General features: G+C 70.5%; 13 protein-coding genes and 7 pseudogenes. 12 read left to right on the plus strand and 8 right to left on the minus strand.

Annotated features, from left to right (window positions below; genetic code table 11):
- Window positions 1-96: 96 nt before the first annotated feature.
- From L2X99_RS03450 to L2X99_RS03460, 3 genes and pseudogenes are all read right to left on the minus strand, one after another.
- Window positions 97-3,492 (minus strand): annotated as a pseudogene (locus L2X99_RS03450) (error-prone DNA polymerase).
- Window positions 3,493-3,526: 34 nt separating this feature from the next.
- Window positions 3,527-4,591 carry a hypothetical protein gene (locus tag L2X99_RS03455; RefSeq protein WP_236135635.1) on the minus strand — a complete coding sequence of 355 codons (1,065 nt, stop codon included), beginning with the start codon at window positions 4,589-4,591 and terminating at the stop codon, window positions 3,527-3,529.
- 481 nt (window positions 4,592-5,072) lie between these two features.
- Complete coding sequence (locus tag L2X99_RS03460) at window positions 5,073-5,708, minus strand: hypothetical protein (protein ID WP_236125064.1); 636 nt, start codon at window positions 5,706-5,708, stop codon at window positions 5,073-5,075.
- 185 nt (window positions 5,709-5,893) lie between these two features.
- Here L2X99_RS03460 and L2X99_RS03465 point away from each other — a divergent pair, with 185 nt between their 5' ends.
- Genes L2X99_RS03465 through L2X99_RS03480 form a run of 4 tightly spaced genes read left to right on the plus strand, consistent with a single transcriptional unit; the run spans window position 5,894 to window position 7,593 of the window.
- A complete protein-coding gene (locus L2X99_RS03465) occupies window positions 5,894-6,184 on the plus strand; it encodes a DUF1905 domain-containing protein (RefSeq protein WP_236125063.1) in 291 nt (96 codons plus the stop codon).
- 55 nt (window positions 6,185-6,239) lie between these two features.
- A complete protein-coding gene (locus L2X99_RS03470; RefSeq protein WP_236125062.1) occupies window positions 6,240-6,710 on the plus strand; it encodes a prepilin peptidase in 471 nt (156 codons plus the stop codon).
- A 54-nt stretch (window positions 6,711-6,764) separates the two neighbouring features.
- The gene (locus tag L2X99_RS03475; RefSeq protein WP_236125061.1) at window positions 6,765-6,980 is read left to right on the plus strand and encodes a response regulator; all 216 of its coding nucleotides are present in this window, start codon (window positions 6,765-6,767) and stop codon (window positions 6,978-6,980) included.
- Entirely contained in the window at window positions 6,973-7,593 is a 621-nt protein-coding gene (locus tag L2X99_RS03480; protein ID WP_236125060.1) for a CYTH domain-containing protein, read from the plus strand. The genes L2X99_RS03475 and L2X99_RS03480 overlap by 8 nt, the downstream gene beginning before the upstream one ends.
- Before the next feature lie 10 nt (window positions 7,594-7,603).
- On the opposite strand, the gene L2X99_RS03485 is transcribed toward L2X99_RS03480, so the two are convergent.
- From L2X99_RS03485 to L2X99_RS03495, 3 genes are all read right to left on the minus strand, one after another.
- Window positions 7,604-9,028, minus strand: coding sequence for a serine hydrolase domain-containing protein (locus L2X99_RS03485; RefSeq protein WP_236135636.1), 1,425 nt, complete (start codon window positions 9,026-9,028; stop codon window positions 7,604-7,606).
- Between the two features lie 68 nt (window positions 9,029-9,096).
- A complete protein-coding gene (gene lpdA, locus L2X99_RS03490; RefSeq protein WP_236125057.1) occupies window positions 9,097-10,494 on the minus strand; it encodes a dihydrolipoyl dehydrogenase in 1,398 nt (465 codons plus the stop codon).
- Window positions 10,495-10,503: 9 nt separating this feature from the next.
- Window positions 10,504-11,133: a copper resistance CopC family protein gene (locus L2X99_RS03495; protein WP_268928570.1), complete on the minus strand. Its 630-nt coding sequence runs from the start codon at window positions 11,131-11,133 to the stop codon at window positions 10,504-10,506.
- Window positions 11,134-11,261: 128 nt separating this feature from the next.
- On the opposite strand from L2X99_RS03495, the gene L2X99_RS03500 reads away from it, so the two are divergent.
- The 3 genes and pseudogenes from L2X99_RS03500 to L2X99_RS03510 all read left to right on the plus strand — a co-directional run bounded on the left by L2X99_RS03500 (window position 11,262) and on the right by L2X99_RS03510 (window position 13,110).
- Window positions 11,262-11,744 (plus strand): FHA domain-containing protein, encoded by a 483-nt coding sequence (locus tag L2X99_RS03500; RefSeq protein WP_236125055.1) that lies wholly within the window; start codon window positions 11,262-11,264, stop codon window positions 11,742-11,744.
- Window positions 11,744-12,421, plus strand: a pseudogene (gene ftsR / locus L2X99_RS03505) (transcriptional regulator FtsR); the annotation flags it as partial. The gene L2X99_RS03500 and the pseudogene ftsR, both read left to right, overlap by 1 nt.
- A 142-nt stretch (window positions 12,422-12,563) precedes the next feature.
- Window positions 12,564-13,110: pseudogene (locus tag L2X99_RS03510) on the plus strand (MerR family transcriptional regulator).
- 153 nt (window positions 13,111-13,263) lie between these two features.
- On the opposite strand, the gene L2X99_RS03515 reads toward L2X99_RS03510, so the two are convergent.
- Window positions 13,264-14,076: a ParA family protein gene (locus L2X99_RS03515; protein ID WP_236125052.1), complete on the minus strand. Its 813-nt coding sequence runs from the start codon at window positions 14,074-14,076 to the stop codon at window positions 13,264-13,266.
- A gap of 144 nt (window positions 14,077-14,220) precedes the next feature.
- Here L2X99_RS03515 and L2X99_RS03520 point away from each other — a divergent pair.
- The 3 genes and pseudogenes from L2X99_RS03520 (at window position 14,221) to L2X99_RS03530 (ending at window position 20,170) form a co-directional block, all read left to right on the plus strand.
- Window positions 14,221-17,627 (plus strand): annotated as a pseudogene (locus tag L2X99_RS03520) (pyruvate carboxylase).
- A 43-nt stretch (window positions 17,628-17,670) separates the two neighbouring features.
- Window positions 17,671-19,683 carry a MinD/ParA family ATP-binding protein gene (locus tag L2X99_RS03525; RefSeq protein WP_236135638.1) on the plus strand — a complete coding sequence of 671 codons (2,013 nt, stop codon included), beginning with the start codon at window positions 17,671-17,673 and terminating at the stop codon, window positions 19,681-19,683.
- Window positions 19,680-20,170: pseudogene (locus L2X99_RS03530) on the plus strand (peptide deformylase). Before L2X99_RS03525 ends, L2X99_RS03530 begins: the two are co-directional and overlap by 4 nt.
- Before the next feature lie 77 nt (window positions 20,171-20,247).
- Here the strand turns inward: L2X99_RS03530 and L2X99_RS03535 are convergent.
- A pseudogene (locus L2X99_RS03535) lies at window positions 20,248-22,073 on the minus strand (AMP-dependent synthetase/ligase).
- Between the two features lie 136 nt (window positions 22,074-22,209).
- On the opposite strand from L2X99_RS03535, the pseudogene L2X99_RS17785 reads away from it, so the two are divergent.
- Both L2X99_RS17785 and L2X99_RS03550 read left to right on the plus strand, forming a co-directional pair.
- Window positions 22,210-22,897 (plus strand): annotated as a pseudogene (locus tag L2X99_RS17785) (lysophospholipid acyltransferase family protein).
- Between the two features lie 65 nt (window positions 22,898-22,962).
- Window positions 22,963-24,327: a class II 3-deoxy-7-phosphoheptulonate synthase gene (locus tag L2X99_RS03550; RefSeq protein ID WP_236125047.1), complete on the plus strand. Its 1,365-nt coding sequence runs from the start codon at window positions 22,963-22,965 to the stop codon at window positions 24,325-24,327.
- Window positions 24,328-24,333: the final 6 nt, after the last annotated feature.

Genomic DNA, 24,333 nt, shown 5'->3' on the forward strand with positions numbered 1-24,333 from the left:
CGCGACCCGTCTGGTCGGTGTGCCGCTGCACCCGGCGTGCGAGTCCGATCTGCTCCTCGCTGCGCGCCGGCCAGGGCGGGACGCCGGGGCTGAGGCTCAGCGGAAGTCCCGCGACCGGTGCTCCAGCCCGGTGCGCAGATCCTCGAAGGCGTCGGCCACCACATTGGCCACGCCTTCGGGGAGCGCTCCAGGATGCCGCGCACGATGAGCGCGGGGAGTCGCGCGCGATCCGGCGGTAGCGCCCCCAGACGCCGGCCGAGCAGATCACGTTCACCATGCCGTGCTCGTCCTCGAGGTTCAGGAAGGTGATGCCGCTCGCCGTCGCCGGCCGCTGCCGGTGCGTGACGATGCCGGCCACTTCGATGCGACGCCCCTGCTCATGGGTGCGCAACCGCGTGGAGGAGAGCACCCCGCGCTCGCCCAATGCCGTGCGGAAGTGCGCCATCGGATGGTCGTCGGTGGACACTCCGGTCGCCCAGAGATCCGCCGACAGCCGCTCGTACCCGGTCTGATCGGGGAACAGCGGCGGCTGCACGGCGATCGCCGTGCCCGGCAGATAGCGGGCACGGTCCTCTGCGGCGGTCCCCGCGGTCCAGATCGCCTCGCGCCGGCTCAGCCCGAGGCACTCGAACGCCCCGGCCGTCGCCAGGGCCTCGAGCTGGGCGGCCGTGGCATCCGTGCGGCGCACGAGGTCGTGCAGATCGCGGAACGGGCCGTCCTCGTCGCGGGAGGCGACGATCCGCTCGGCCAGTGGCGTGCCGATTCCGCGCACCCCGGACAGCCCGAGGCGCACCGCGAACCGGCCGTCCCGGCGGTGCGCGGGGGATTCGTCGGGGGCGTCGCGATCGAAGGCCCCGATGGGGGGCTGAGGCATCGAGAGACAGCTGTTCAGACCGGTCGGATCGCCGTCCGCGATGCGCTCCAGCGTCTCGGTCGCCCCGGACAGATGCAGGTCGGGTCGCAGCACCTTCACACCGTGCCGGCGGGCGTCGGCGGTCAACGTCGAGGCGGAGTAGAAGCCCATCGGCTGCGACCGCAGCAGACCCGCGAGGAACGCCGCCGGATAGTGCAGCTTCAGCCAGGAGCTGGCGTACACGAGCAGGGCGAACGACAGGGAGTGCGACTCGGCGAAGCCGAAGTTCGAGAACGCCTGGATCTGCGCGTAGATGCGGTCGGAGGCCTCCTCGCTCAGCCCACGGCGCGCCATGCCGTCGTACAGCGACTCCCTGATGCGGTCGATCTTCTCCAGTCCGCGCTTGGAGCCCATCGCACGGCGCAGCAGGTCGGCCTCGTCGGCCGTGCAGTCGCCGAGCGTCGTCGCCATCTGGATCAGCTGCTCCTGGAACACCGGGATGCCCAGGGTGCGCTTCAGGACCGGTTCGAGATCGGGATGCGCATAGGTCACCTCGTCCTGCCCCATCTTCCGCCGGACGAAGGGATGCACCGCTCCGCCCTGGATGGGACCGGGCCGGATGAGGGCGATCTGCACGGCCAGCTCGTAGAACTCCCGGGGCTGCAGCCGGGGGAGCAGCCCCATCTGCGCGCGGGACTCCACCTGGAACACCCCGATCGAGTCGGCGCGGCACAGCATGTCGTACACCGCCGGCTCCTCCTTGGGGAGCGAGGCGAGGGTCCAGACCTCGCCGGTGGCATCCTCGACGAGGTCGAAGCAGTGCCGCAGCGCGGCCAGCATCCCCAGCCCGAGCAGGTCGAACTTCACCAGCCCCATCGAGGCGGCGTCGTCCTTATCCCACTGGATGACGGTGCGGTCCTCCATGCGGGCGTGCTCGACCGGCACCACCTCGCCGACCGGCTGGGCTGTCAGCACCATCCCGCCGGAGTGGATGCCGAGATGCCGTGGCGCCTTCAGCAGCTCGCCGGCGTAGGCGAGCACGTCACCGGGGATGTCGCTGCCCTCGGGCACCTCGATCCCCGCACTCCAGCCGTCGACCTGCTTCGACCAGGCGTCCTGCTGCCCGGGCGAGTGCCCGAGGGCGCGCGCCATGTCGCGCACGGCGTTCTTCGGGCGGTACTGGATGACGTTGGCGACCTGGGCGGCGCGATCGCGGCCGTAGGTCTGGAACACCCACTGGATGATCTCCTCGCGCCGGCCGGAGTCGAAGTCCACGTCGATGTCCGGCTCCTCGGTGCGGGTGGTGGCGAGGAAGCGCTCGAAGGGGAGCCGGTACAGGATCGGATCGACGGCGGTGATGCCCAGCAGATAGCAGACCGCGCTCGCCGCGGCCGATCCCCGGCCCTGGCAGAGGATGCCTCGGCGACGGGCCTCCGCCACGATGCCGTGCACGATGAGGAAGTACCCGGGGAAGTCCTTCTCCTCGATGACGTTCAGCTCCCGTTCGATGCGGGAGCGGCCGTCGGCGTCGAGCCGCGGGTACCGCTCCGGCACAGCCGCCCACACGAGCTCGCGCAGGTGCTGCATCGGGGGATGCCGTCCGGGGTGTCCAGACGGGGCAGATCCGGCTTCGCCCTGCGCAGCGGGAAGGCGCAGTCCGCCGCGATGCGCAGGCTCTGCGCGATCGCACCGGGGTATCGGCGGAAGCGGTCGGTCATCTCCGCGCCGCTGCGCAGATGCGCCGAGCCGTGCGCCGGCAGCCAGCCGTCCAGGTCGTCCATGCTGCGGGTGGCGCGCACGGATGCCACGGCCTCGGCGAGCCCGGCCTGCGCGGGGGCGGCGTAGTGCACGTTGTTGGTCGCGACAGTCGGCAGGTGCAGCTCGGATGCCAGGGCCGCCAGGGCGTCGTTGCGCCCGGTGTCGCGGGGATCGCCGTGGTCGATGAGCTCGACGATCACCTGATCCCGTCCGAACAGGTCCACCAGGCGCCGCAGCGGAGTGCGTGCATCGCCGCGGGCGAGTCCTCGGCGCACTCCGCCCTTGCGGCATCCGGTGAGGATCGTCCAGTGGTCCTCCGCGCTCGCCGCGAGCTCGTCGAGGTCGTAGACGGGACGACCCTTCTCTCCACCGCGCAGCTGCGCCTGCGTGATCGCCCAGGACAGCCTGCGGTAGCCCTCGAGGCCGCGGGCGAGCACCAGCAGATGGTCGCCGACCGGATCGGGGATGCCGCCCCTCGACCGGCTCGGGGACCCATCCTGGTCGCCGAGCGAGAGCTCGGCGCCGAACACCGTCTGCACGCCGGTCAGCTCGGCGACCTCGGCGAATCGGGCAGCGCCGTAGAACCCGTCGTGGTCGGTGATCGCGAGTGCGGTGAGCCCGAGGCGCTCGGCCTCGGCGACGAGGGCGTCGGGGGACGAGGCGCCGTCGAGGAAGGAGTACGAGGAGTGCGCGTGCAGCTCGGCGTACGGGACGGCGTCCACGGGTCGCGCCACCGGTGGCGGAGCGGGCCGCGCCCGGCGTCTGCTGAGAGGACCGGGATCGACGCGGCTGCCGAGGGGCTCGGCGGACGGGGGATTCGTGGGATCGCTGAGCGTGCGCTCCAGCTCGGCCCAGGTGAACTCGGGGTTGTGCCAGCCCATCAGCGGTACCGCCCGCTGCTCATCGATGCCGTGCTCATCGGTACCGTCCTTCTGCCAGCCATCCCTCATCCGTGAGGACGACCAGCCAGGCGCGCTGCCGTTCGTCGACCAGCTGGAAACGCTGCCCGCTGCGGGCACGACCCGCATCCCAGCGGTGCTCCTGAACAGGCCACGGACCCGCCCAGGAGGTCACCGCGGCGTCCTCGACGAAGGCCGGTGCCGCCGAGAGCGTCCCGCGGTCGTCGACCTCGATGGCGGTGTCCGCAGCCGCGCGCACCCGGATCGGTCGCGGCGGATCGAACACCTCGGCCGGATGTGGTCCCGGAAGGCTCCCGGGCCAGGGAAGGGCGGGATCGCGCGGAGCGACGGGACGCTCGCCCCAGGGGGTGAGCACCTGCCGGTCGGTCAGCCAACGGCCGCCGGCCACGGCGGCGGTGACGACGCCGCGATGCCCCACGATCGTCTGCACCCGGGAGAGGGCGTGGTGCAGACGCTCCTCGCTCGCCTGACCGAACAGCGCGGGCTGATGGTGCGCGGCGTCGTCGATCGCCACCGGGGCGATGCGCACCCCGACGATCCCGCGGAACGCGTGCGCGGCGTCGTGATCGTCGTCGCGGGTTCCGGAGGCCAGCGCCTCGAGCTGCCAGCGCACCCGATCGACGAGGTCGGTGGCCTCGAAGCAGGTCGGATGCAGCCAGGTGCGCGAGTTCACCCGTCCGTCATCGTCGGTGAGATCGATGCGTACCTCGGTGCACACCGCGGAGGCATCGGCCAGCGCCAGCATCACGGCATCCGCCGTCTGCCGCACGGCGAACGCGATCTGATCGGCCTGCCCGAGGGGTGTGTCGAACGCGACCTCCCCGGTGAGCTCGGGATCCGGCGGGCGAGGGCGCATCGGACGGGAGTCGGCCCCTCGCGCGAGGGTGTGCAGCCGCGCGCCGTGCTCTCCGAACCTGTCGCGCACCGCCCCCTCGCCCAGAGCCGCGAACTCACCCAGGGTGTGCACGCCGAGGCGCGCGAGCAGGCTCGCCAGCTCCTCGTCGCCCAGGGACAGCACGGGCACGGGCGCGAGGAACTCCGCCGCCTCGCCGGCGGGCACGATCGTCCGGCGGGCGGGATCCCCTCGGCGCGCAGAGCTGCCAGCTCGGCGGTGAACGCGCCGTCGGCGACGCCGATCAGCGTCTCGGGATATCCCTCCGCGGCGAGCATCGCGAGCAGCGCGTCGGCGGCCTCCGCCTCACCGCCGTGGAAGCGTGACACCCCGCGCGAGCGCAGCGCGGCGAGTCCCGGCCGCAGCAGCAGCGCTCCGGGGGCGTGCTGCTCGATGAGGCGCAGCACCGGGATGAAGGCCCGCTCGTCCTGCGCGGGGTCGTGCGGCAGCATCCGCAGTGAAGGAGCGCGCCCCTGCGCGAGCCGCCGACGCTGGCCGACGCGCACGCCCAGCGCGCGAGCCGAGGCAGTGCACGCGACGACGGTGTTCTGCCGCACCAGCGCGGTCGGCGGATGCGGCGGAGGCTCGCCCAGCACCGCGCGCAGCGGCCAGTCCGGGAACCGCAGTACATGCATCCTGCTCGGAGGGGTCATCCTGCCGCCGCCCATCTCGCATCGATCGCGATCGGGGCGGGCGCAGCCTGCTCGATCTGCTCCACGACGCCGAGCCGCCCCGGCAGGCGCACCCGCACGCTCTGCGGACGCGGGCGGGTGCGGGTCTGCGCCGTCACCGTGACGGCACGGTCCTCGAGAATCCCCCACCCCTCGCCGAGGCCCTCCCACTGCGGGTCGTGGATGCTGATCAGTCCCTCGCTCTGGGGCCAGGGAGAGGTCATGAGCAGAGTGCAGCCGCGGTCGCGCAGCCGCGCGGCGAGGCGGGCGGACTCCGCGTCCTGCGGCAGGGCGCCGGGATGCACCGCGATGAGCGGCACGATCTCGGCGAGCGCCGAGACCACGGCGACCCAGCGCGACCCGGGGTCGGGGACGAGCACCAGGCGCTCGAGATCGATCCCCGCAGCAGCGGCCGCCTCGACGCCGAGATCGGGCAGGCCGACCGCCGCGCACCACGATCCGCGCAGGGAGGACGCGCTGAGCAGCGCGAAGAGCAGGCTCAGCGACGGCGAGACCGAGTACACCGTGCCGGCGGCCAGACCTCCACCCGGCAGGATCTGCTCGAGAGCGGGCGGCACCGGCAGCAGCTTCTCGTCGCTGCGCAGCCGCTGCATCCGTCCGATCTCGCGGCGCAGGCGCAGGATCTCGCCCGCCCGTTCGTCGGCGGGGAGAGCGCCCGCAGAGTACCGATCCCCATGTATCCATCCTCGAAGAGATATTCGAAAAGAACAAGTTCATCCTGAATCGTAATTCGGACATCGGACATCGTCCTTCGAAGCCGCTGGGCTACGCTGAGGGCATGCGGGTCGAGTACGAGAGCGACGTCGTCCGATGGGATGCCAGGACAGAGGCATGGTTCTTCGCGGTCATGCCCGAGGAGCTCTCGCTCCAGATCAGGGAGCTGCCCTCGCCGCCGCGCGGATTCGGGTCGCTGCGGGTGCGCGCACGGATCGGCGGCACCGAGTGGACGACCTCGATCTTCCCGGGCAAGGACGGGTACGTGCTGCCGTTGAAGAAGCAGGTGCGCCGGGCCGAGGCGATCGAGGAGGGCGGCACGGTGCTCGTCGACCTCGAGATCCTCGACCTCTGACGGCGGTTCTCCACAGGCGTCCCCGCCCGGCGCGCGGCTCGCCTAGTCTGCGAGGGTGACACTCCACGCGATCATCGCCGTACTGGTGCACATCGCCCTGGCCGGCGTCGGGGCGTGGCTGCTCATCATCGACGCCCGCACGCACCGGCTGCCGAACCGCATCGTGCTGCCGACCCTCGGTGCGCTGCTGGTGCTCGTCGGCGTGGAGGCGCTCATCGCCGGCGACGCCGCGCGCCTGGTGCGCGCCCTGCTCGGGATGCTGCTGCTGGCGGGCTTCTACGCCGTGATGCGGCTGGCGAGCAGACAGGGGATCGGCGGCGGCGACGTGAAGCTCGCCGCGGTGATCGGACTCGTACTGGGCTGGCACGGCTGGCAGACGCTCGCGATCGGAGCGGCATCCGCTTTCGTGCTCGGCGCGCTGTACGCCCTCGTGCTCATGGCGCTGCGCCGGGCCGACCGCAGCACCCGCATCGCCTTCGGGCCGTGGATGATCATCGGCGCCGTGCTCGGCATCGCGGTCGGATGACGCCGCGGGCGCCGCTCCGCTCCGCGAGGGTCACTGCGCGCTAGTGTCGAGCACATGGCACTCGCGCGACTTCACGGTGGCCCGCTGGACGGGCAGATCATCCCCATCGACGGCGATGCGGACGACAAGCTGATCGTCCCCTACAGCGAGACGCAGATCGTCTACAACCGCCGCGGAACGCCGCAGAACACCGGCACGGCCGACGGCCCGACCGAGATCGACTACTGGTACGACGAGTCGCTCGAGGACATCAATCCCGCCGATGACTGATTCCGCGCCCTCCCGGTCCGTCGAGGTCGAGCGCAAGTACGACGTCGACGCGGACACCCCGCTTCCGGACTGGGCGACGGTTGCCGGCGTGCTCTCGGCGTCGCCGGGTGAGCTGCGCGAGCTCGACGCGCAGTATCTCGACACCGCGGATCTCTCCCTGGCGGCCGCCGGCTGCGCGCTGCGCCGCCGAACCGGCGGCCCGGATGCCGGCTGGCATCTGAAGGGTCCGCGCACCGGCGACGGCCGGGTCGAGCTCGGCTGGCCGCTCGGCGAGCAGGACGTGATCCCGGATGCCGTCGCACAGGCGATCGCGCCGGTGGAGGCGTCCGCCCTGCGGCCCATCGCCCGGATCGAGAACTCGCGCACCGCGTTCCTGCTGACCGGGCCGGACGGCGTGCTCGCCGAGTTCGTGGACGATCACGTGCGCGGCACGGATCTGAGCGACGGCACCCGTCGCGAATGGCGGGAGTGGGAGCTCGAGCTCGGCCCCGCCGCGCCCGCGGACGACGCCGGCCGGCAGACGTTCTTCGCCGCGGCGGAGAAGGCGATCTTCGCCGCCGGCGCCAGGGACGCCTCTTCCGGGTCGAAGCTGGCCAGGGCGCTCGGACGCTGAACGGCCGCCGTCAGGCGACGTCGGGTCGCGTCATCAGCGGCGCTGTCAGGTGCAGGAGCAGATCCGAGGTCGTCAGGGGGACGGTGGTCCAGGTGGCGGTGGCCGCCCGGCGATCCACGGTGAGTCGCACCCGGTGCGGAGAGGCGACCAGCTGCAGATCGGTGACGAAGGTGTCGCCCTGCCAGCCGCCGGAGGCGGCGAGCGGACGGCCGAGCGGAGAGCTCTCGCGCCAGTGCTCGTGTCCGACCTCGATCTCGAAGAGGGATCCGACCAGCACCGTCCAGCCGCCGCCCGTCGGCTCCACCCGGATCGTCGTGCCGTGCGGCAGGGCGGAGTCGGCGACGGATGCGTCGATCGTCCCGACGAGCCCGCGCGCCGTCCCCTCGGAGGGCCGCTGCCCTGACAGACGCAGATCCCGCATCCGCTCGTCGAGCGGGCGGTCCTCGGCAGGGGTGGGGTGGCCGATGCCGGGAAGCAGGCAGTCCGACACGGCGTCGAGCACGTCCTGAGCGTGCTCCACCGTCGTCTGCGCGGAGGTGACGGCCACGACGAGGTCGTGCGCGGGGACGACGATGCAGTGCTGTCCGAATGCGCCGTTGCCGTGGAATCCATGCCGCGACATCCAGATCTGGTAACCGTAGCCCGCCCGGAAGTCCGGAGCGTGCTCGATGTCGTCGTGATACCGGCTCACGATGTGCGACCGGGTCGCGAGCTCCACCCATTCCCGCGCCACCAGCCGGCGCCCGCCCCAGAGCCCTCCGCGCAGCAGGAGCTCGCCGAAGGCGGCGATGGCCTCGGTGCGCAGGTGCAGCCCGTGGAATCCGAACACCGCTCCGCTGCCCACGCGGTCCCACTCCGCATCGGCGATGCCCATCGGGACGAAGAGGCGCTCGTCGAGGAACTCGTCCAGCGGACGCCCGGTGACGCGCTCCACCATGCGGGCCAGGATGAAGGTCGTCGCGTTGTCGTAGGTGTGCAGGGTGCCCTCGGGGGCGACGGCCGGGATGCTCAGGAACCCCTTCACGAGGTTCTGCGGCTCTCGCTCCCATGCCTCGACGAGGGTGTCGGTCTCGTGCCCGGCCGTCATGGTCAGCAGGTGATGGACGGTGAGACGGAGGGCCTGCTCCGGTGCATCCGACGGCACGTGGTCGGGCAGGACGTCGGCGACCCGGTCATCGAGGGACAGCAGGCCGTCTTCGACGGCGAGTCCCACCGCGATCGACGTGAACGACTTGGTCAGTGAGTAGAGCAGATGCGGGCGCTCTGCCGAGTACGGCGCCCACCAGCCCTCGGCGATCACGTGGCCGTGGCGCACGACCATGAGGGAGTGGCATTCGATGCCCTTGGCCGCGAGCCGGTCGAGCAGCGCCGCGACCGCGCGCGACGAGACCCCCTGATCGGCGGGTGCGGAACGAGGGAGCAGTGCAGTCGACATCGGCGCCTTTGCGGAACGGGTGAGGGCGGCGCGAGAATTCGCGCCGCCCTCACCCTGATCGAGATCGATCAGAGGTTGATCATGTGGCCGGCGAGGCCGTGGAAGGCCTCCTGCAGCGCCTCCGACAGGGTCGGGTGGGTGTGCACGTTGCGCGCCGCCTCGAGAGCGGTGAGATCCCACTTCTGCGCGAGGGTCAGCTCGGGCAGAAGCTCCGACACGTCGGGGCCGATCAGGTGGCCGCCGATGAGCTCGAGGTGCTCGGCGTCGGCGATCAGCTTGACGAAGCCGACCGGCTCACCCAGGCCGTTGGCCTTGCCGTTCGCGCTGAACGGGAACTTCGCGACCTTGATCTCACGGCCCTCTGCGCGCGCCTGCTCCTCGGTGAGGCCGAAGCTGGCGACCTGCGGCTGGCAGAACGTCGCGCGCGGCATCATCCGGTAGTCGCCCAGCGTCATCGTCTCGGCCTTGCCGATGGTCTCGGCCGCGACGACCGCCTGCGCCTCGGCGACGTGCGCGAGCTGCAGCTTGGCGGTCACGTCGCCGATCGCGTAGATGCCCTCGACGTTCGTGCGCATGTGGTCGTCGATGTCGATGGCGCCGCGCTCGGTGAGCTTCACGCCGGTCTTGTCCAGGCCGTAGCCCTCGACGTTCGGCGCGAAGCCGACGGACATGAGCACCTTGCCGGCGGTGATCTCACCGGGCTGACCGTCGCGGGTCTCGTAGGTGACGTGCACCGACGACCCGTTGTCGGTGACCGTCTTCACCGCGGTGGAGGTGAGGATGTCGATGCCGAGCTTCTTGTACTGCTTCTGGATCTCCTTCGAGACCTCGACGTCCTCGTTCGGGAGAGCGCGGTCGAGGAACTCGACGATCGTGACCTTGACACCGTAGTTGGCGAGCACGTAGCCGAACTCCATGCCGATCGCCCCGGCGCCGACGATGACGATCGACTCGGGCAGGTCGCGGGTGAGGATCTGCTCCTCGAAGGTCACGACGTTGTCGCTGAGCTGCACACCGGGCAGCAGGCGGACGGTCGAGCCGGTCGCGATGATCGCGTTGTCGAAGGTGACCTCTTCGGTCGTGCCGTCGGACTTCGCGACCGAGATCGCCTTCGGACCGGTGAAGGTGCCGCGCCCGTCGTACTCGGTGACCTTGTTCTTCTTCATCAGGAAGTGGATGCCCTTGACGTGGGTGTCCGCGACCTTGCGGCTGCGGTCGAACGCCGCGCCGAAGTCGAAGTGCACGTCGCCCGAGATGCCGAAGAACTCGGCCTTGTGGGTGAAGGTGTGCGCGATCTCCGCGTTCTTCAGGAGCGACTTCGAGGGGATGCAGCCCACGTTGAGGCAGACACCGCCCCAGTACTTCTCCTCGATGATGGCGGTGGACAGTCCGAGCTGAGCGCTGCGGACGGCGGCGACGTATCCGCCAGGGCCCGCGCCGAGGATGACGACATCGTAGTGTGGCATGCTCTCAGCCTATCGTTCCGAGGGGTCCGTGGCGGCGGACGGGTCGTCGGATGACGGCGGCTCCGCGCCCTCGGCGGGCCGACGGCGCGTGCCGAGCCAGATGGCGATCCCGGCGACGAGCACGACGGCGACGACGAGCAGCACCCACAGCCAGACCGGCGCCGCGGCCCCCGAGATCGGGACAGGCGTGGCGGTGACGGTCACCGTGGGGCCCGGCGTCGTCTGCGTGACCGTCTGCTCGGGCGTCGGCGTCGCACTCGGGACGGGTGTCTCGACCGACGATCCGGTGGACACCGTGAAGCTGTACTCGCCGGCGATCGGGTGGCCGTCGCCCGAGACGACCTTCCACGCCACGTGATAGGCGCCCGCGGGGCCGCCGTCGGCCAGGGGCTGGGTGACCGCGGAGCCGGCCACGGTCGGTGCGCCATCCGTGACGGGGGCGCCGGAGGGGTCGGTCACGGCGATCATCGTGGCCCCGTCGGCGTCGAGCAGGTCCCCGCTGAAGGCGAGCACGAGCTGCGCGGGAAGCGTCTCCACGGTCTGGTCGGCATCGGGGTCGGCCGAGACGAGCTCGTCGTGCGCGGAGGCGGGCAGCGAGCCGACCGCCAGGAACGCAGCCGTCAGCAGTGCGGCGAGCAGTGCGAGGAGGGGAGTCGTCGAGAGGACCTGGTCATCAGCACCTCTTCAGCCTAGGCGCGCCCCGTGCGCCTCTGCCCCTCCCGATGCGGTGCTCGGATCCGTTAGTCTGGAGGGAAGGAGGGCCACCCGTGACTGACAGCCAGAGCCGAAACGGCGACGACGCGATCCACCGCACCGGCGAGCAGCGCCACGACGTGACGCAGACTTTCGGACACGACTCCGATCTGTCGTTCGTGCCGTTCGGAGCCGAACTGACCGAAGCCGAACAGGCGGCGATCTCCGCGCTGCCCTCCGGGTCCGCGCTTCTGCTGGTGCGCTCGGGCGCCCTGGCCGGCGCGCGCTACCTGCTGGACGCGGACGTCACCACGGTCGGACGCCACCCCGAGGCCGACATCTTCTTCGACGACGTGACCGTGTCGCGCCGTCACGCCGAGATCACCCGCACCGGCACGTCGTTCGAGATCGTCGACCAGCGCTCGCTGAACGGCACCTACGTCAACGGCGAGCGGGCCGACCGCAGCCTGCTGCAGAACGGCTGCGAGCTGAGGGTCGGCAAGTTCCGGCTGAACTTCTTCGCCTCACCGGTCGACATCGCGGCTGCGAACGCCTGATGGCGGGGTCCTCCCCGGCCCGTGAGCGCTCAGCGCCCGCGGGCCTGCTGAGCATCGGTCAGGTGCTGTCGCGTCTGACCCCGGACTTCCCGGAGATCACCGCCAGCAAACTGCGCTTCCTCGAGGGCCGGGGCATCGTCACGCCGTCTCGCACCGAGTCCGGCTACCGCAAGTTCTCGGCATCCGATGTCGAGCGACTGCGCACGGCGCTGACTCTGCAGCGCGACCACTACATGCCCCTCGACGTCATCCGCGAACAGCTCGACGATGCCGTCGAGGGGCAGCCGGTCACCCCACCGCCCTCGATCGCCCCGGCTGCGCGCCGATACCGCCGCGACGAGCTGCTGAAGGCCGCCGGTGCCGCTCCGCAGCTGCTGAACGACGCGGTCAGCACCGGGCTGATCGCCGCGGCCGACTCGTACACCGAGCAGACGGTGTCGCTGCTGCGCAGCCTGGTCGCCCTCGACCGTCACGGCATCGAGCCGCGTCACCTGCGCAGCCTGCGCCAGGGCGCCGAGCGCGAGGTCGCACTGATCGAGTCGGCGCTGCAGACCATGCTGCGCCGCACGGACGCCGCATCCCGAGGCCGCGCCGGCGAGCTGGCGCCCGAGCTCGCCGCGCGCATCGACGAGGTGCGCAGCATCCTGGTGTCGGCGGCGCTGTCGCGGATGCTCTCGATAACGAACAGGTTGCGACACACCTCCGACGCGCGCCGGATGTCATTGCCCGACCACCACCCCTGCTCTACCGTGGAGGTATCCGCTCCGGGGGAGCGGGACTCCGTTCCGAGGAGAACACGATGTTCCGAGAGGAGAGAGCATGAATGCGGATGAGCTCTCATCAGACCCGCGTTTCGTGACCGAACTCCTCTTCACGGACGGTCTTCCCAACATGGACGACGAGGTCGGCTACCGGCGGTGCGGTCGCCGCTCGCGCGGCGGGCATCACCTACCGCCAGCTGGATTACTGGGCCCGCACCGAGCTGGTGGTCCCCACCGTGCGCGGCGCGAGCGGATCGGGGTCGCAGCGCCTCTACGGCTTCCGCGACATCCTCGTGCTCAAGCTGGTCAAGCGCCTGCTCGACACCGGCATCTCGCTGCAGCAGATCCGCATCGCGGTCGAGCAGCTGCGTGCCGCCGGCATCCGTGACCTGGCCGGCACCACCCTCATGAGCGACGGCGCCTCCGTCTACCTGTGCACCTCGAACGACGAGGTCATCGACCTGGTCAGCCGGGGCCAGGGCGTCTTCGGCATCGCGGTGGGCAAGGTGCTCCGCGAGGTCGAGTCGACGCTCGTCGAGTTCGACCCCACCGCGCCCGACCCGGTGGACGAGCTCGCGCAGCGGCGCGCCAAGCGCACCGCCTGACGCGCCCTTCGACAAGCTCAGGGACCCATCCCTCGACAAGCTCAGGGACCCACCTTCGACAAGCTCGGGGACCCATCCCTCGAAAGGCTCAGGGACCCATGGCTATGAGAACGCCCGGCCGGAGCCGGGCGTTTCTTCGTGTACGGGGGCGGATCAGACCTGTGCGCCGGTCTCCGGCACCGGGACACGGCCGGCGCGGACGATGCGGTCCAGCAGCTGGTCGAAGTCGGCCGCGAGCTCCTGCGCGGAGTCGCCGGGCCAGATGTGCAGCGGCTTGGCGGCACCCTGCGCCTGCTGCAGGGAGGTGCGCTCGGGCAGCTGCGGCGAGAGCACGAGCGGGCCGAACATGTCGCGCAGCTCCTTGATGCGGAACTGGTGCTCGATCGACTGCGGGCGCACGCGGTTCACGACGATGCCGAGGGGCTGCAGTCGCGGAGACAGACCACGGCGGATCTCCTCGATGGCGCGCAGCGCGCGGTCGGCCGCAGCGACTGAGAACAGACCGGGCTCGGTGACGACCATGACGCGGTCGCTCGCCGCCCAGGCCGTGCGGGTGAGGGCGTTCAGCGACGGTGCGCAGTCGATGAGGACCAGGTCGTACTCGCTCTCGACGGTGGCCAGGGCCTCCTCGAGCTTCCACACGTCGCGGACGCTGGGATGCGGGCCGTCGAAGTTGATCGCGGACGGGCTGCCGATCAGCACGTCGATGGTGCCGGGGTGCACCTTCGCCCACCCGCTGGTGGTGATCGCCTGACGGACCACCTTCTCCTTGGGGTTGGCGAGCACGTCGGCGATGTTCAGCCTGCCGGCGATCTGGATGTCCATGCCGGTGGAGACGTCCGACTGCGGGTCGAGGTCGACCACGAGAGTGCGGATGCCGCGGGCGAAGGCGGCGCTGGCGAGACCGAGAGTGACGGTCGTCTTGCCGACGCCTCCCTTGAGGGAGCTGACGCTGAGTACGTGCACGATCTCCACGTTACAGTGCTGAGCCTGTGACTCTCCTTCACCCCGGCTGCAACCCGGCGAATCGGCGCGGAGCACACGGACTAGTCTGGTGGCACACTCAGCCCCCGCTCCTGTGCGCCTCCGCGCGCTGACCCAGAGGTGTGCATGTTCCAGAAGATCCTGGTGTCCAATCGCGGCGAGATCGCGATCCGCGCCTTCCGTGCGGCGTTCGAGGTGGGGGCGCGCACCGTCGCGGTCTTCCCGTACGAGGACCGCGGCTCGATGCATCGGCTGAAGGCCGACGAGGCGTACGAGATCGGCGAGCGCGGTCACCCGGTGCGGGCCTACCTCGACGTGGACGAGATCGTCCGCGTCGCCGTGGAGTCCGGCGCCGATGCGATCTATCCCGGCTACGGCTTCCTCTCCGAGAACCCGGAGCTCGCCGAGAAAGCGGCAGAAGCGGGCATCGCCTTCATCGGACCGCCGGCGCGCGTGCTGGAGATGGCGGGCAACAAGGTGGAGGCCAAGCGGCACGCGGTCGGCGCCGGGGTCCCGGTGCTGCGCTCGACCGAGGCGTCCGGCGACGTGGACGAGCTGGTCGGCCAGGCCGACGGCATCGGATTCCCGCTGTTCGCGAAGGCGGTCGCCGGCGGCGGCGGAAGAGGGATGCGGCGGGTCGAGACGAAGGACGAGCTGGCCGCAGCGCTCGTCGAGGCGATGCGCGAGGCGCAGAGCGCCTTCGGCGATCCGCGGATGTTCCTGGAGCAGGCGGTCGTGCGCCCCCGGCACATCGAGGTGCAGGTGCTGGCGGATTCCCGGGGCGAGACCGTGCACCTCTTCGAGCGGGACTGCTCGGTGCAGCGCCGGCATCAGAAAGTGGTCGAGATCGCCCCGGCGCCGAACCTGGACGCCGGCATCCGCGAGGCCCTGCATCGGCACGCGGTCGCGTTCGCCCGCTCGATCGGGTACGTGAACGCCGGCACAGTCGAGTTCCTGCTGGAGACCGCGGGGAGCGCACCGGCGAGGTGGTGTTCATCGAGATGAACCCGCGCATCCAGGTGGAGCACACGGTCACCGAGGAGGTCACCGACGTCGACCTGGTCCAGGCCCAGATCCGCATCGCGGCGGGCGCCACCCTGGCCGAGCTCGGACTCGAGCAGGACGACATCCGGCTGCGCGGCGCGGCGCTGCAGTGCCGGATCACCACCGAGGATCCCGCCCAGGGCTTCCGTCCCGACACCGGCAAGATCACCACCTACCGCTCGCCCGGCGGCGCCGGCATCCGGCTGGACGGCGGCACCGTGCACCAGGGCGCGCAGATCAGCCCGCACTTCGACTCGATGCTCTCGAAGCTCACCTGCCGCGGCCGCGACTTCCCCGCAGCGGTGTCCAGGGCGAGGCGGGCCCTGGCCGAGTTCCGCATCCGGGGTGTGTCCACCAACATCCCGTTCCTGCAGGCGCTCCTGGACGACCCGGCCTTCATCGCCGGAGACATCAGCACCGCCTTCATCGACGAGCGACCGGAGCTGCTGCAGGGCAGGGTGTCGAAGGACCGCGGCTCGAAGATCCTGAACTGGCTGGTGGACGTCACCGTCAACCGGCCGAACGGCCCGCACCCCGGCACCGCCGATCCGAGCACGAAGCTGCCGGCGATCGAGCTGAGCGCCGAGACGCTGCCCGGCTCCCGGCAGCGTCTGCTCGAGCTGGGGCCCGAGGGCTTCGCCCGGTCACTGCGTGCGCAGAGCGCGCTGGCGATCACCGACACGACGTTCCGCGACGCGCACCAGTCGCTGCTCGCGACCCGGGTGCGCACCCGCGACCTCGTGGCGGTGGCGCCGCACCTGGCACGGCTCACCCCGGAACTGCTCTCGGTCGAGGCCTGGGGCGGAGCGACGTACGACGTCGCCCTCCGCTTCCTGGGGGAGGACCCCTGGGAGCGCCTCGACAAGCTCCGCGCCGCGCTGCCGAACATCGCGATCCAGATGCTGCTGCGCGGCCGCAACACGGTGGGGTACACGCCGTATCCGACCGCGGTCACGGACGCGTTCGTGCAGGAGGCCGCGGCATCCGGCATCGACGTCTTCCGCATCTTCGACGCGCTGAACGACGTCAGCCAGATGCGCCCGGCGATCGACGCCGTCCGCGCGACCGGCACCGCGGTGGCGGAGGTGGCGCTCTGCTACACGGGTGACCTGCTGAACCCCGCTGAGAATCTGTACACCCTGGACTACTACCTGCGGCTGGCCGAGCAGATCGCGGATGCCGGGGCGCATGTGCTGGCGATCAAGGACATGGCCGGGCTGCTGCGCCCTGCCGCGGCCGCGAAGCTCGTCACCGCACTGCGCGAGCGGTTCGAGCTGCCGGTGCACCTGCACACGCACGACACGGCCGGCGGTCAGCTCGCCACTCTGCTGGCGGCCTCGGCTGCCGGCGTGGACGCCGTGGATGCGGCATCCGCACCGCTGTCAGGCACCACCAGTCAGCCGTCGCTCTCCGCGCTGGTGGCCGCGCTCGCGCACACCGACCGGGACAGCGGGATCGACCTGGCCGGCGTCTCGGATCTGGAGCCCTACTGGGAGGCGGTGCGCCACCATTACGCACCGTTCGAATCCGGGCTGCCCGGGCCCACGGGACGCGTGTACCACCACGAGATCCCCGGCGGGCAGCTGTCGAACCTGCGCCAGCAGGCGAAGGCGCTCGGCCTCGCGGAGGACTTCGAGCTCATCGAGGACATGTACGCCGCGGCGAACGCGATCCTCGGACGCGTGCCGAAGGTCACGCCGTCGTCGAAGGTCGTCGGTGACCTCGCCCTGCACCTCGCCGCGGTGAAGGCGGATCCCGCGGACTTCGAGCAGAACCCGCAGAACTACGACGTGCCGGACTCTGTGGTCGGGTTCATGGCCGGAGAGCTCGGGGATCTGCCGGGCGGATGGCCCGAGCCGTTCCGCACCAAGGTGCTCGCGGGCAGAGCCGTTCGCGCCTCCGGCGCCGAGATCTCGGCGGAGGACGAGTCGGCGCTCAGGGGCGACAGCGCGGAGCGGCGCGCACGGCTGAACGAGCTGCTGTTCCCCGGGCCCGCACGCGAGCTCGGCCGGATTCGTGAGCAGTACGGCGATCTGTCGGTGCTCGAGACCGGCGACTACCTGTACGGGCTCGTGCCCGGTCAGGAGCACCTCATCGAGATCGATCGCGGCGTGCAGCTCTACGTGGGCCTCGAGGCCGTGGGCGACGCCGACGAGCGCGGGATGCGCACCGTGATGACGACCCTGAACGGTCAGCTGCGGCCGGTGTCGGTCCGCGACCGCTCTGTGGCCGTCGACGCCCATGAGGCCGAGAAGGCCGACCCCTCCCAGCCCGGGCAGGTGGCCGCGCCGTTCTCCGGCGTCGTGACGCTGCAGGTCGCGGCGGGCGACACGATCCGTGCGGGGGAGCCGGTCGCGTCGATCGAGGCGATGAAGATGGAGGCGGCGATCACGGCCACCGTCCCGGGCGTGGTCGAGCGGCTGGCGATCGGCTCGACCCAGCAGGTGGACGCCGGTGATCTTTTGGTCGTGATCAGCCCGGGCCAGTAATCTTGGGCGGGCGACATGCTCGCACAAGCTTTCTAGGAGAACCGTGACGCCGAAGAAGACCGACGACCAGGACGGCGACGAAGACCGCGGAGTCCTCGACGACTCCGCCTCGCTCGATGACGCCGGGATCGGGTTCCTCGGAGCCACTGCCCAGGTGAATGTCGCGATGCCGACCGGCGGCGACGATGAGGACCTCGACGCCGACGACGACGTCCTCGGCGATGAGATCGCCGTGGAGCCGCCCGCCACCGATCTGGTCATCGACCGTTCGGCTGTCGCCGACGACGAGACGGTGGAGCGCCTGCAGCGCGACACCACCGAGATCATCATCGAGCTGCCGGCCGGGACCGAGCCGCCGGTGATCGCCGACCTCGTCGAATCGGATGCCGGGGCCGCCCCGGATCTTGTCGTGGACGAGCCCGACGCGGTCACGGCCGAAGTGGTCCTCGAGGACGTCGCACCCTCGGATGAGGGCGACGGCGCGGACGGCGACACCGGGGATGATCACGAGGACCCGGACGCGGGAGACGAGACTCCCGACGACGAGAGCCTCCACGACGATGCCCGGGACTTCGACGGAGAAGAACTCGACGCTGAAGATCTTGACGACGATCTCGGCGACGATTCCGCCGGTGAGGATCTCGATGACGGCGTCGCGGAGACCGCGACCGGCATCAGGCTGGAGCTGATGATCCACGGCGAGCCGGACGGCGCGGTCGAGTCTGCTGAACAGCGGCCCACCGAGAAGCGGCCGGTCGAACCCGAGTCTGTCGACGGGGCGGTCGCCGCGGAGCACGACATCACCGAGGAACAGCCCGCCGAAGAGCCTGCTCCTGCTGCCGCCGCCGTCGAAGACGAGACCCTGGACGCCGAGACGGTCGACGGGCAGGATCGTGAGGACGAGGCAGTGGCCGGGGCATCCGTCCCTGCAGCAGCGACTGGCATGCTCACCGCTCCCGAGGAGGAGACGACCGTGGACACTGACGACCAGCGCGAGCTCGCGCCCCGACCCGCGGCCGGTGCGCCGCGCACCCGTGCCGAGGCGCACCGCACCGCCGAGGTCGCGCTGTCCTCCAAGCGGCTCGGCGACGCCTCTCGCGAGGCATCCCGGGAGAGCGCGGACCTGCTCACGGCCGAGCGGCTGCTCGATCCGAGCCGGATGGTGAAGCCCGAGCCCGAGGGCGCCTGGAACCATCTCGTGTACACGGTCTCCGGCCGCCGTATCAACCTCGGCGACGGAAAGAAGGCCCGTGCCCGCAAGGAGCTCACCGGGCGCATCTCCGGTCACCTGCAGGGCAACGCCCGTTTCGTGCCGGTGCTGTCCCGCAAGGGCGGTGTCGGCAAGACGACGGTGACCGCACTGCTGGGCATGGCCCTGGCGGATGCCCGTGACGACCGCGTGATCGCGGTCGATGCCAACCCGGACCGCGGAACGCTGGCCGACCGCATCGTCGGAGAGAGCAGCCGCTCCGTGCGTGATCTCGTGCGCGCCAAGGACGAGGTGCAGGGATTCCACGACGTCTCGGCGCTCGTCGCCCGCGACAGCACCCGCCTGGACGTGCTGGCATCGGACAGCGACCCCCGCGTGGCGGAGGCGTTCAGCGACTCCGACTACCGCGACGTGGCCTCGGTGGCCGCGCACTACTACTCGCTGGTGCTCACCGACACCGGAACCGGGATCGTGCACGACGTCATGGGAGCGACGCTCGACCTGGCCGACCAGATCGTGATCGTCTCGGGGCTCAGCGTCGACGAGGCGCGGCTCGCCTCGGAGACCCTGACCTGGCTCGAGACGAACGGCTACGCGGACAAGGCCCGGGATGCGATCGTCGTGCTCAACCAGTCCACCTCGGGTGCGCCGCTGGTGCGGCTGAACGAGCTGCAGGCGCACTTCTCGACCAGGGTCGGGCATGTCATCCGCATCCCGTACGACCCGCAGATCGCGGGCGGCGGTGCGATCGTCTGGAGCAGCCTCGCTCCGGAGACACGGCTGGCCGCCCGAGAGCTCGCCGCACAGCTGGTCGAGGGTCTGCGAACCCAGGTCACCGCCCGATGAGCGTCCGCGAGATCCGGCTGTACGGCGACCCCGTGCTGCGCACGGTCTGCGCGCCGATCGAGGACATCGACGACGGCGTGCGCGCACTCGTCGCCGATCTCGTCGACACCGTGAAGCTGCCCGGCAGGGCCGGTGTCGCCGCACCGCAGATCGGCGTCGCCGTGCGGGCGTTCAGCTACAACATCGACGGCGACATCGGGTACGTGCTCAACCCCGTTCTCACCGAGGTCCGCGGGGAACCGCAGCCGACGGGGAGGGCTGCCTCTCCGTTCCCGGACTCTGGCACGATGCACCGCGGTATCCGTGGGCACGTGTCGAGGGCATCGATCTCGACGGCGCACCTGTCGTGCTCGAAGGCGAAGGACTGCTGGCCCAGGCCCTGCAGCACGAGACCGATCACCTCGACGGCATGGTCTACCTGGGACGCCTGGACCCGGAGACCCGCAGGATCGCGATGCGCCAGGTGCGTGAGAGCGCCTGGTTCTGATCCGACCGCATGGACGGAACGGCCTTCGACAGGCTCAGGGACCGAACGCTCTGGGTCGCTGAGCCTGTCGAAGCAGGTCAGCCCAGCGAGACGTTGGTGGTCTGCACGGGCTGGGTGTAGATCTGCTCGATGTCGCCGGCGAAGTCCTTGAGGATCACGTTGCGCTTGATCGACATCTTCGGCGTGAGGTGCCCGCTGTCCTCGGTCCACTCGGTGGGCAGGATCGTGAACTTGCGGATCGACTCGGCGCGCGAGACCAGGGTGTTCGCGTGGTCGATCGCCCGCTGCACCTCCTCGCGAACGGCGTCGTCCTGCGCGGCATCCGCCAGAGAGAGGTCGGCGGGAAGACCGTTGTTCGCGAGCCAGGTCGGCAGCATCTCGGTGTCGAGCGTGACCAGTGCCGCGATGAACGGCTTCTGATCGCCGACCACGACGACCTGTCCGACGATCGGGTTCGCGCGGATCGGGTCCTCGAGCATCGCGGGGGCGACGTTCTTGCCGCCGGCGGTCACGATGATCTCCTTCTTGCGTCCGGTGATCGTGAGGAAGCCGTCCGCGTCGAACGAGCCGAGGTCGCCGGTGCGGAACCAGCCGTCGTCGAACGCCGCAGCGGTCGCCTCCGGGTTGTTCCAGTACTCCTTGAACACGCAGATGCCGCGCACCTCGATCTCGCCGTCCTCGGCGAGGCGGATGCCGACGCCGGGCAGGACGGGGCCGACGGTGCCGATCTTGAACCCGTCCTCACGGTTCACGGTCGCCGGCGCGGTGGTCTCGGTGAGGCCGTAGCCCTCGAGGATCACCACGCCGAGGCTGCGGAAGAAGTGCCCGAGGCGGTCGCCGAGCGGCGCCGAGCCCGAGACGGCGTACACGACCTTGCCGCCCATGGCCGCGCGCAGCTTGGCGTAGACCAGCTTGTCGAACAGGGCGAAGCGCATCCGCAGGCCGAACGGGATCTTCTCGCCGCGCTCCTGCAGCCTCGAGTGCTCGACGGCGGCCGCGGCGGCGGCGCGGAAGATCTTGCCCTTTCCGCCGGCCTCCGCCTTCTGCTCGGCCGAGTTGTACACCTTCTCGAACACGCGCGGGACCGCCAGCAGCAGGGTCGGCTGGAACGATCCGAGCGAGGCGAGCAGCTGCTTCGTGTCGGGCTGGTGGCCGACCCGGACGCCGGCGTGGATGTAGAGCATCGACATGAACCGGGCGAAGACGTGCGCGAGCGTGATGAACAGCACCGTCGAGGCGCCCGGGGTGTTCACGACGTCCTTGAGCGATTCGGCGGCGTTGCGCGACAGCTCGACGAAGTTGCTGTGCGTGAGCACGCAGCCCTTGGGGCGGCCGGTGGACCCCGAGGTGTAGATGAGGGTCGCGATGTCGGCGCCGTTCGCGATCGAGCGTCGCCGCTCGATCTCCGCGTCATCGACGCCGGTGCCCTGCGCGGTGAGTGTGTCGATCGCGCCGAGATGCAGCTGCCAGACCTCGCGGACGAGGGGAGATCACCGCGCACCTCGTCGATGCGGGTGAAGTGATCCGACGACTCCGCGACGATGGCGATGGCCCCGGAGTCCTCCATGATCCACTGGATCTGCGCGGGCGAGCTGGTCTCGTAGATCGGCACCATGACGGCGCCGGCGTAGAACAGCGCGAAGTCGACGAGCGTCCACTCGTAGGTGGTGCGGGCGATGAAGCCGACCTTCTCGCCGGGCTGGATGCCGGCGGCGACGAAGCCCTTGGCCAGGGCGACGACGGCGGTGCGGAAGTCGGCGGCGGAGATGTCGCGCCAGCCCTCTCCTTCCGGAACGGAGAACAGCGCGCGATCGGGAGTGGCCTCCACGCGCTTCTCGAGCAGGTCCGTGACGTTCGCCTCGGGGTCAGCGGGGACGATCGCGGGGACTTCGAACTGAACCACGGCAGCTCCTTCGGTACCAGGCGGGCGGGTTGCTCCGAGTCTACGTCATGGGATTCAGTCGCGTAAATCACGGTACTCAGTCGCGGCTCTCGTGCTCTTCCGCATGCCGAGCGGGCACGCAGTAGACTGCGAGGCGATGTTCTACTGGCTGATGAAGTACGTCGTGATCGGGCCGCTGGTCAAAGCGATCTTCCGACCCTGGATGGTGGGGCGCGACAACATCCCCGCCACCGGCGCAGCCATCCTCGCCAGCAATCATCTTTCGTTCGCCGACTCGATCTTCCTGCCGCTCATGCTGGACCGCCGGATGTCATTCCTGGCCAAGAGCGACTACTTCACCGGGCGCGGCATCAAGGGATGGGCGACGAAGTTCTTCATGAGTGCGACCGGTCAGCTGCCGATCGACCGCTCAGGGGGAAGGCCTCCGAGGCCTCGCTGAACACCGGACTGCAGGTGCTGGGCGGGGAGATCTGCTCGGCATCTACCCCGAGGGCACGCGCAGCCCCGATGGCCGGCTGTACCGGGGCCGTACCGGCATCGCACGGATGGCGCTCGAGGCGAAGGTGCCCGTCGTGCCCGTCGTGATGATCGACACCGACACCGCGATGCCCATCGGCCGGCGGATGCCCCGGGTGGTGCGGGTCGGGATCGTGGTCGGCGAGCCGCTGGACTTCTCGCGGTATGCGGGAATGGAGAACGACCGCTACATCCTGCGCTCCGTCACCGACGAGATCATGGTCGCGCTGCAGCGCCTCGGCGCCCAGCGATACGACGACGTGTACGCGTCGTCGGTGAAGGACCGCATGCCCGCTCCGGTGCGCTGAGAGAGGCCGCGGGCTTCGTCGTCATGGACGCACGGGGCGGTTTCCGCGACGACTAGGCTGGGGAGATGCCACAGCCGCCGTCCGCCGCCCCGTCCGCGTTCGACATCCGAGCCCTCGACGAGTGGCGCGAGCTGCCGATCAAGCAGCAGCCGCAGTGGCCCGATGCCGGCCGGGTCGCGGAGGTCTCCACACAGATCGCCGCCCTGCCCCCGCTGGTGTTCGCCGGTGAGGTCGACAACCTGCGTGAGCGTCTCGCCCGCGCGGCATCCGGCCAGGCGTTCCTGCTGCAGGGCGGCGACTGCGCCGAGACGTTCGCCGGCGCCACCGCCGATCAGATCCGCAACCGCATCAAGACGGTGCTGCAGATGGCCGTCGTGCTCACCTACGGCGCGTCCATGCCGATCGTGAAGATGGGGCGGATGGCGGGGCAGTTCGCCAAGCCCCGCTCGAGCGACACCGAGACCCGGGGCGACGTCACGCTGCCCGCGTACCGCGGCGACATCGTCAACGGGTACGACTTCACCGAGGGGTCCCGCACGGCCGACCCGTCGCGCCTGCTGCAGGGCTACCACATGGCGGCATCCACGCTGAACCTCATCCGCGCGTTCACGCAGGGCGGCTTCGCAGACCTGCGCGAGGTGCACTCCTGGAACACCGGCTTCGCGAAGAACCCGGCCAACCAGCGCTACGAGCGCATGGCTTCCGAGATCGATCGCGCGATCAAGTTCATGGAGGCCGCCGGCGCCGACTTCGACGAGCTCAAGCGCGTCGAGTTCTTCACCGGTCATGAGGGCCTGCTGATGGACTACGAGCGCCCGATGACACGCATCGACTCGCGCACCGACACGCCGTACAACACCTCGGCGCACTTCCTCTGGGTCGGCGAGCGCACCCGCGACCTCGACGGGGCGCACATCGACTACTTCTCGAAGATCCGCAACCCCATCGGGGTGAAGCTGGGCCCCACGACGACGCCCGAGACCGCGCTGGCGCTGATCGACAAGCTCGACCCGAACCGCGAGCCCGGCCGGCTCACGTTCATCACGCGGATGGGGGCGGGAAAGATCCGCGATGCTCTTCCGCCGCTGCTCGCGGCCGTGAAGGACTCCGGCGCCACCCCGCTGTGGGTGACCGACCCCATGCACGGCAACGGCATCACCACTCCGACCGGGTACAAGACCCGCCGCTTCGACGACGTCGTCGACGAGGTGCGCGGCTTCTTCGAGGCGCATCGCACTGTCGGCACGTTCCCTGGCGGCATCCACGTCGAACTCACCGGCGACGACGTGACCGAATGCCTCGGCGGCTCGGAGCGGATCGACGAGGCGGCGCTGGCCACCCGGTACGAATCGCTGTGCGACCCGCGGCTGAACCACATGCAGTCGCTGGAGCTCGCGTTCCTCGTGGCCGAGGAGCTCGAGAAGCGCTGATCGCCG

It is taken from the genome of Microbacterium sp. KUDC0406 (assembly GCF_021582875.1).
In the GTDB taxonomy this organism is placed as follows: domain Bacteria; phylum Actinomycetota; class Actinomycetes; order Actinomycetales; family Microbacteriaceae; genus Microbacterium.

Excerpts from the sequence above, each read along its gene's own strand:
- L2X99_RS03465 (WP_236125063.1), top strand. The coding sequence starts at position 5,894 with ATGCGGGTCGAGTACGAGAGCGACGTCGTCCGATGGGATGCCAGGACA.
- L2X99_RS03480 (WP_236125060.1), top strand. The coding sequence starts at position 6,973 with ATGACTGATTCCGCGCCCTCCCGGTCCGTCGAGGTCGAGCGCAAGTAC.
- L2X99_RS03550 (WP_236125047.1), top strand. The coding sequence starts at position 22,963 with ATGCCACAGCCGCCGTCCGCCGCCCCGTCCGCGTTCGACATCCGAGCC.
- lpdA (WP_236125057.1), bottom strand. The coding sequence starts at position 10,494 with ATGCCACACTACGATGTCGTCATCCTCGGCGCGGGCCCTGGCGGATAC.
- L2X99_RS03485 (WP_236135636.1), bottom strand. The coding sequence starts at position 9,028 with ATGTCGACTGCACTGCTCCCTCGTTCCGCACCCGCCGATCAGGGGGTC.
- L2X99_RS03460 (WP_236125064.1), bottom strand. The coding sequence starts at position 5,708 with ATGCAGCGGCTGCGCAGCGACGAGAAGCTGCTGCCGGTGCCGCCCGCT.
- L2X99_RS03475 (WP_236125061.1), top strand. The coding sequence starts at position 6,765 with ATGGCACTCGCGCGACTTCACGGTGGCCCGCTGGACGGGCAGATCATC.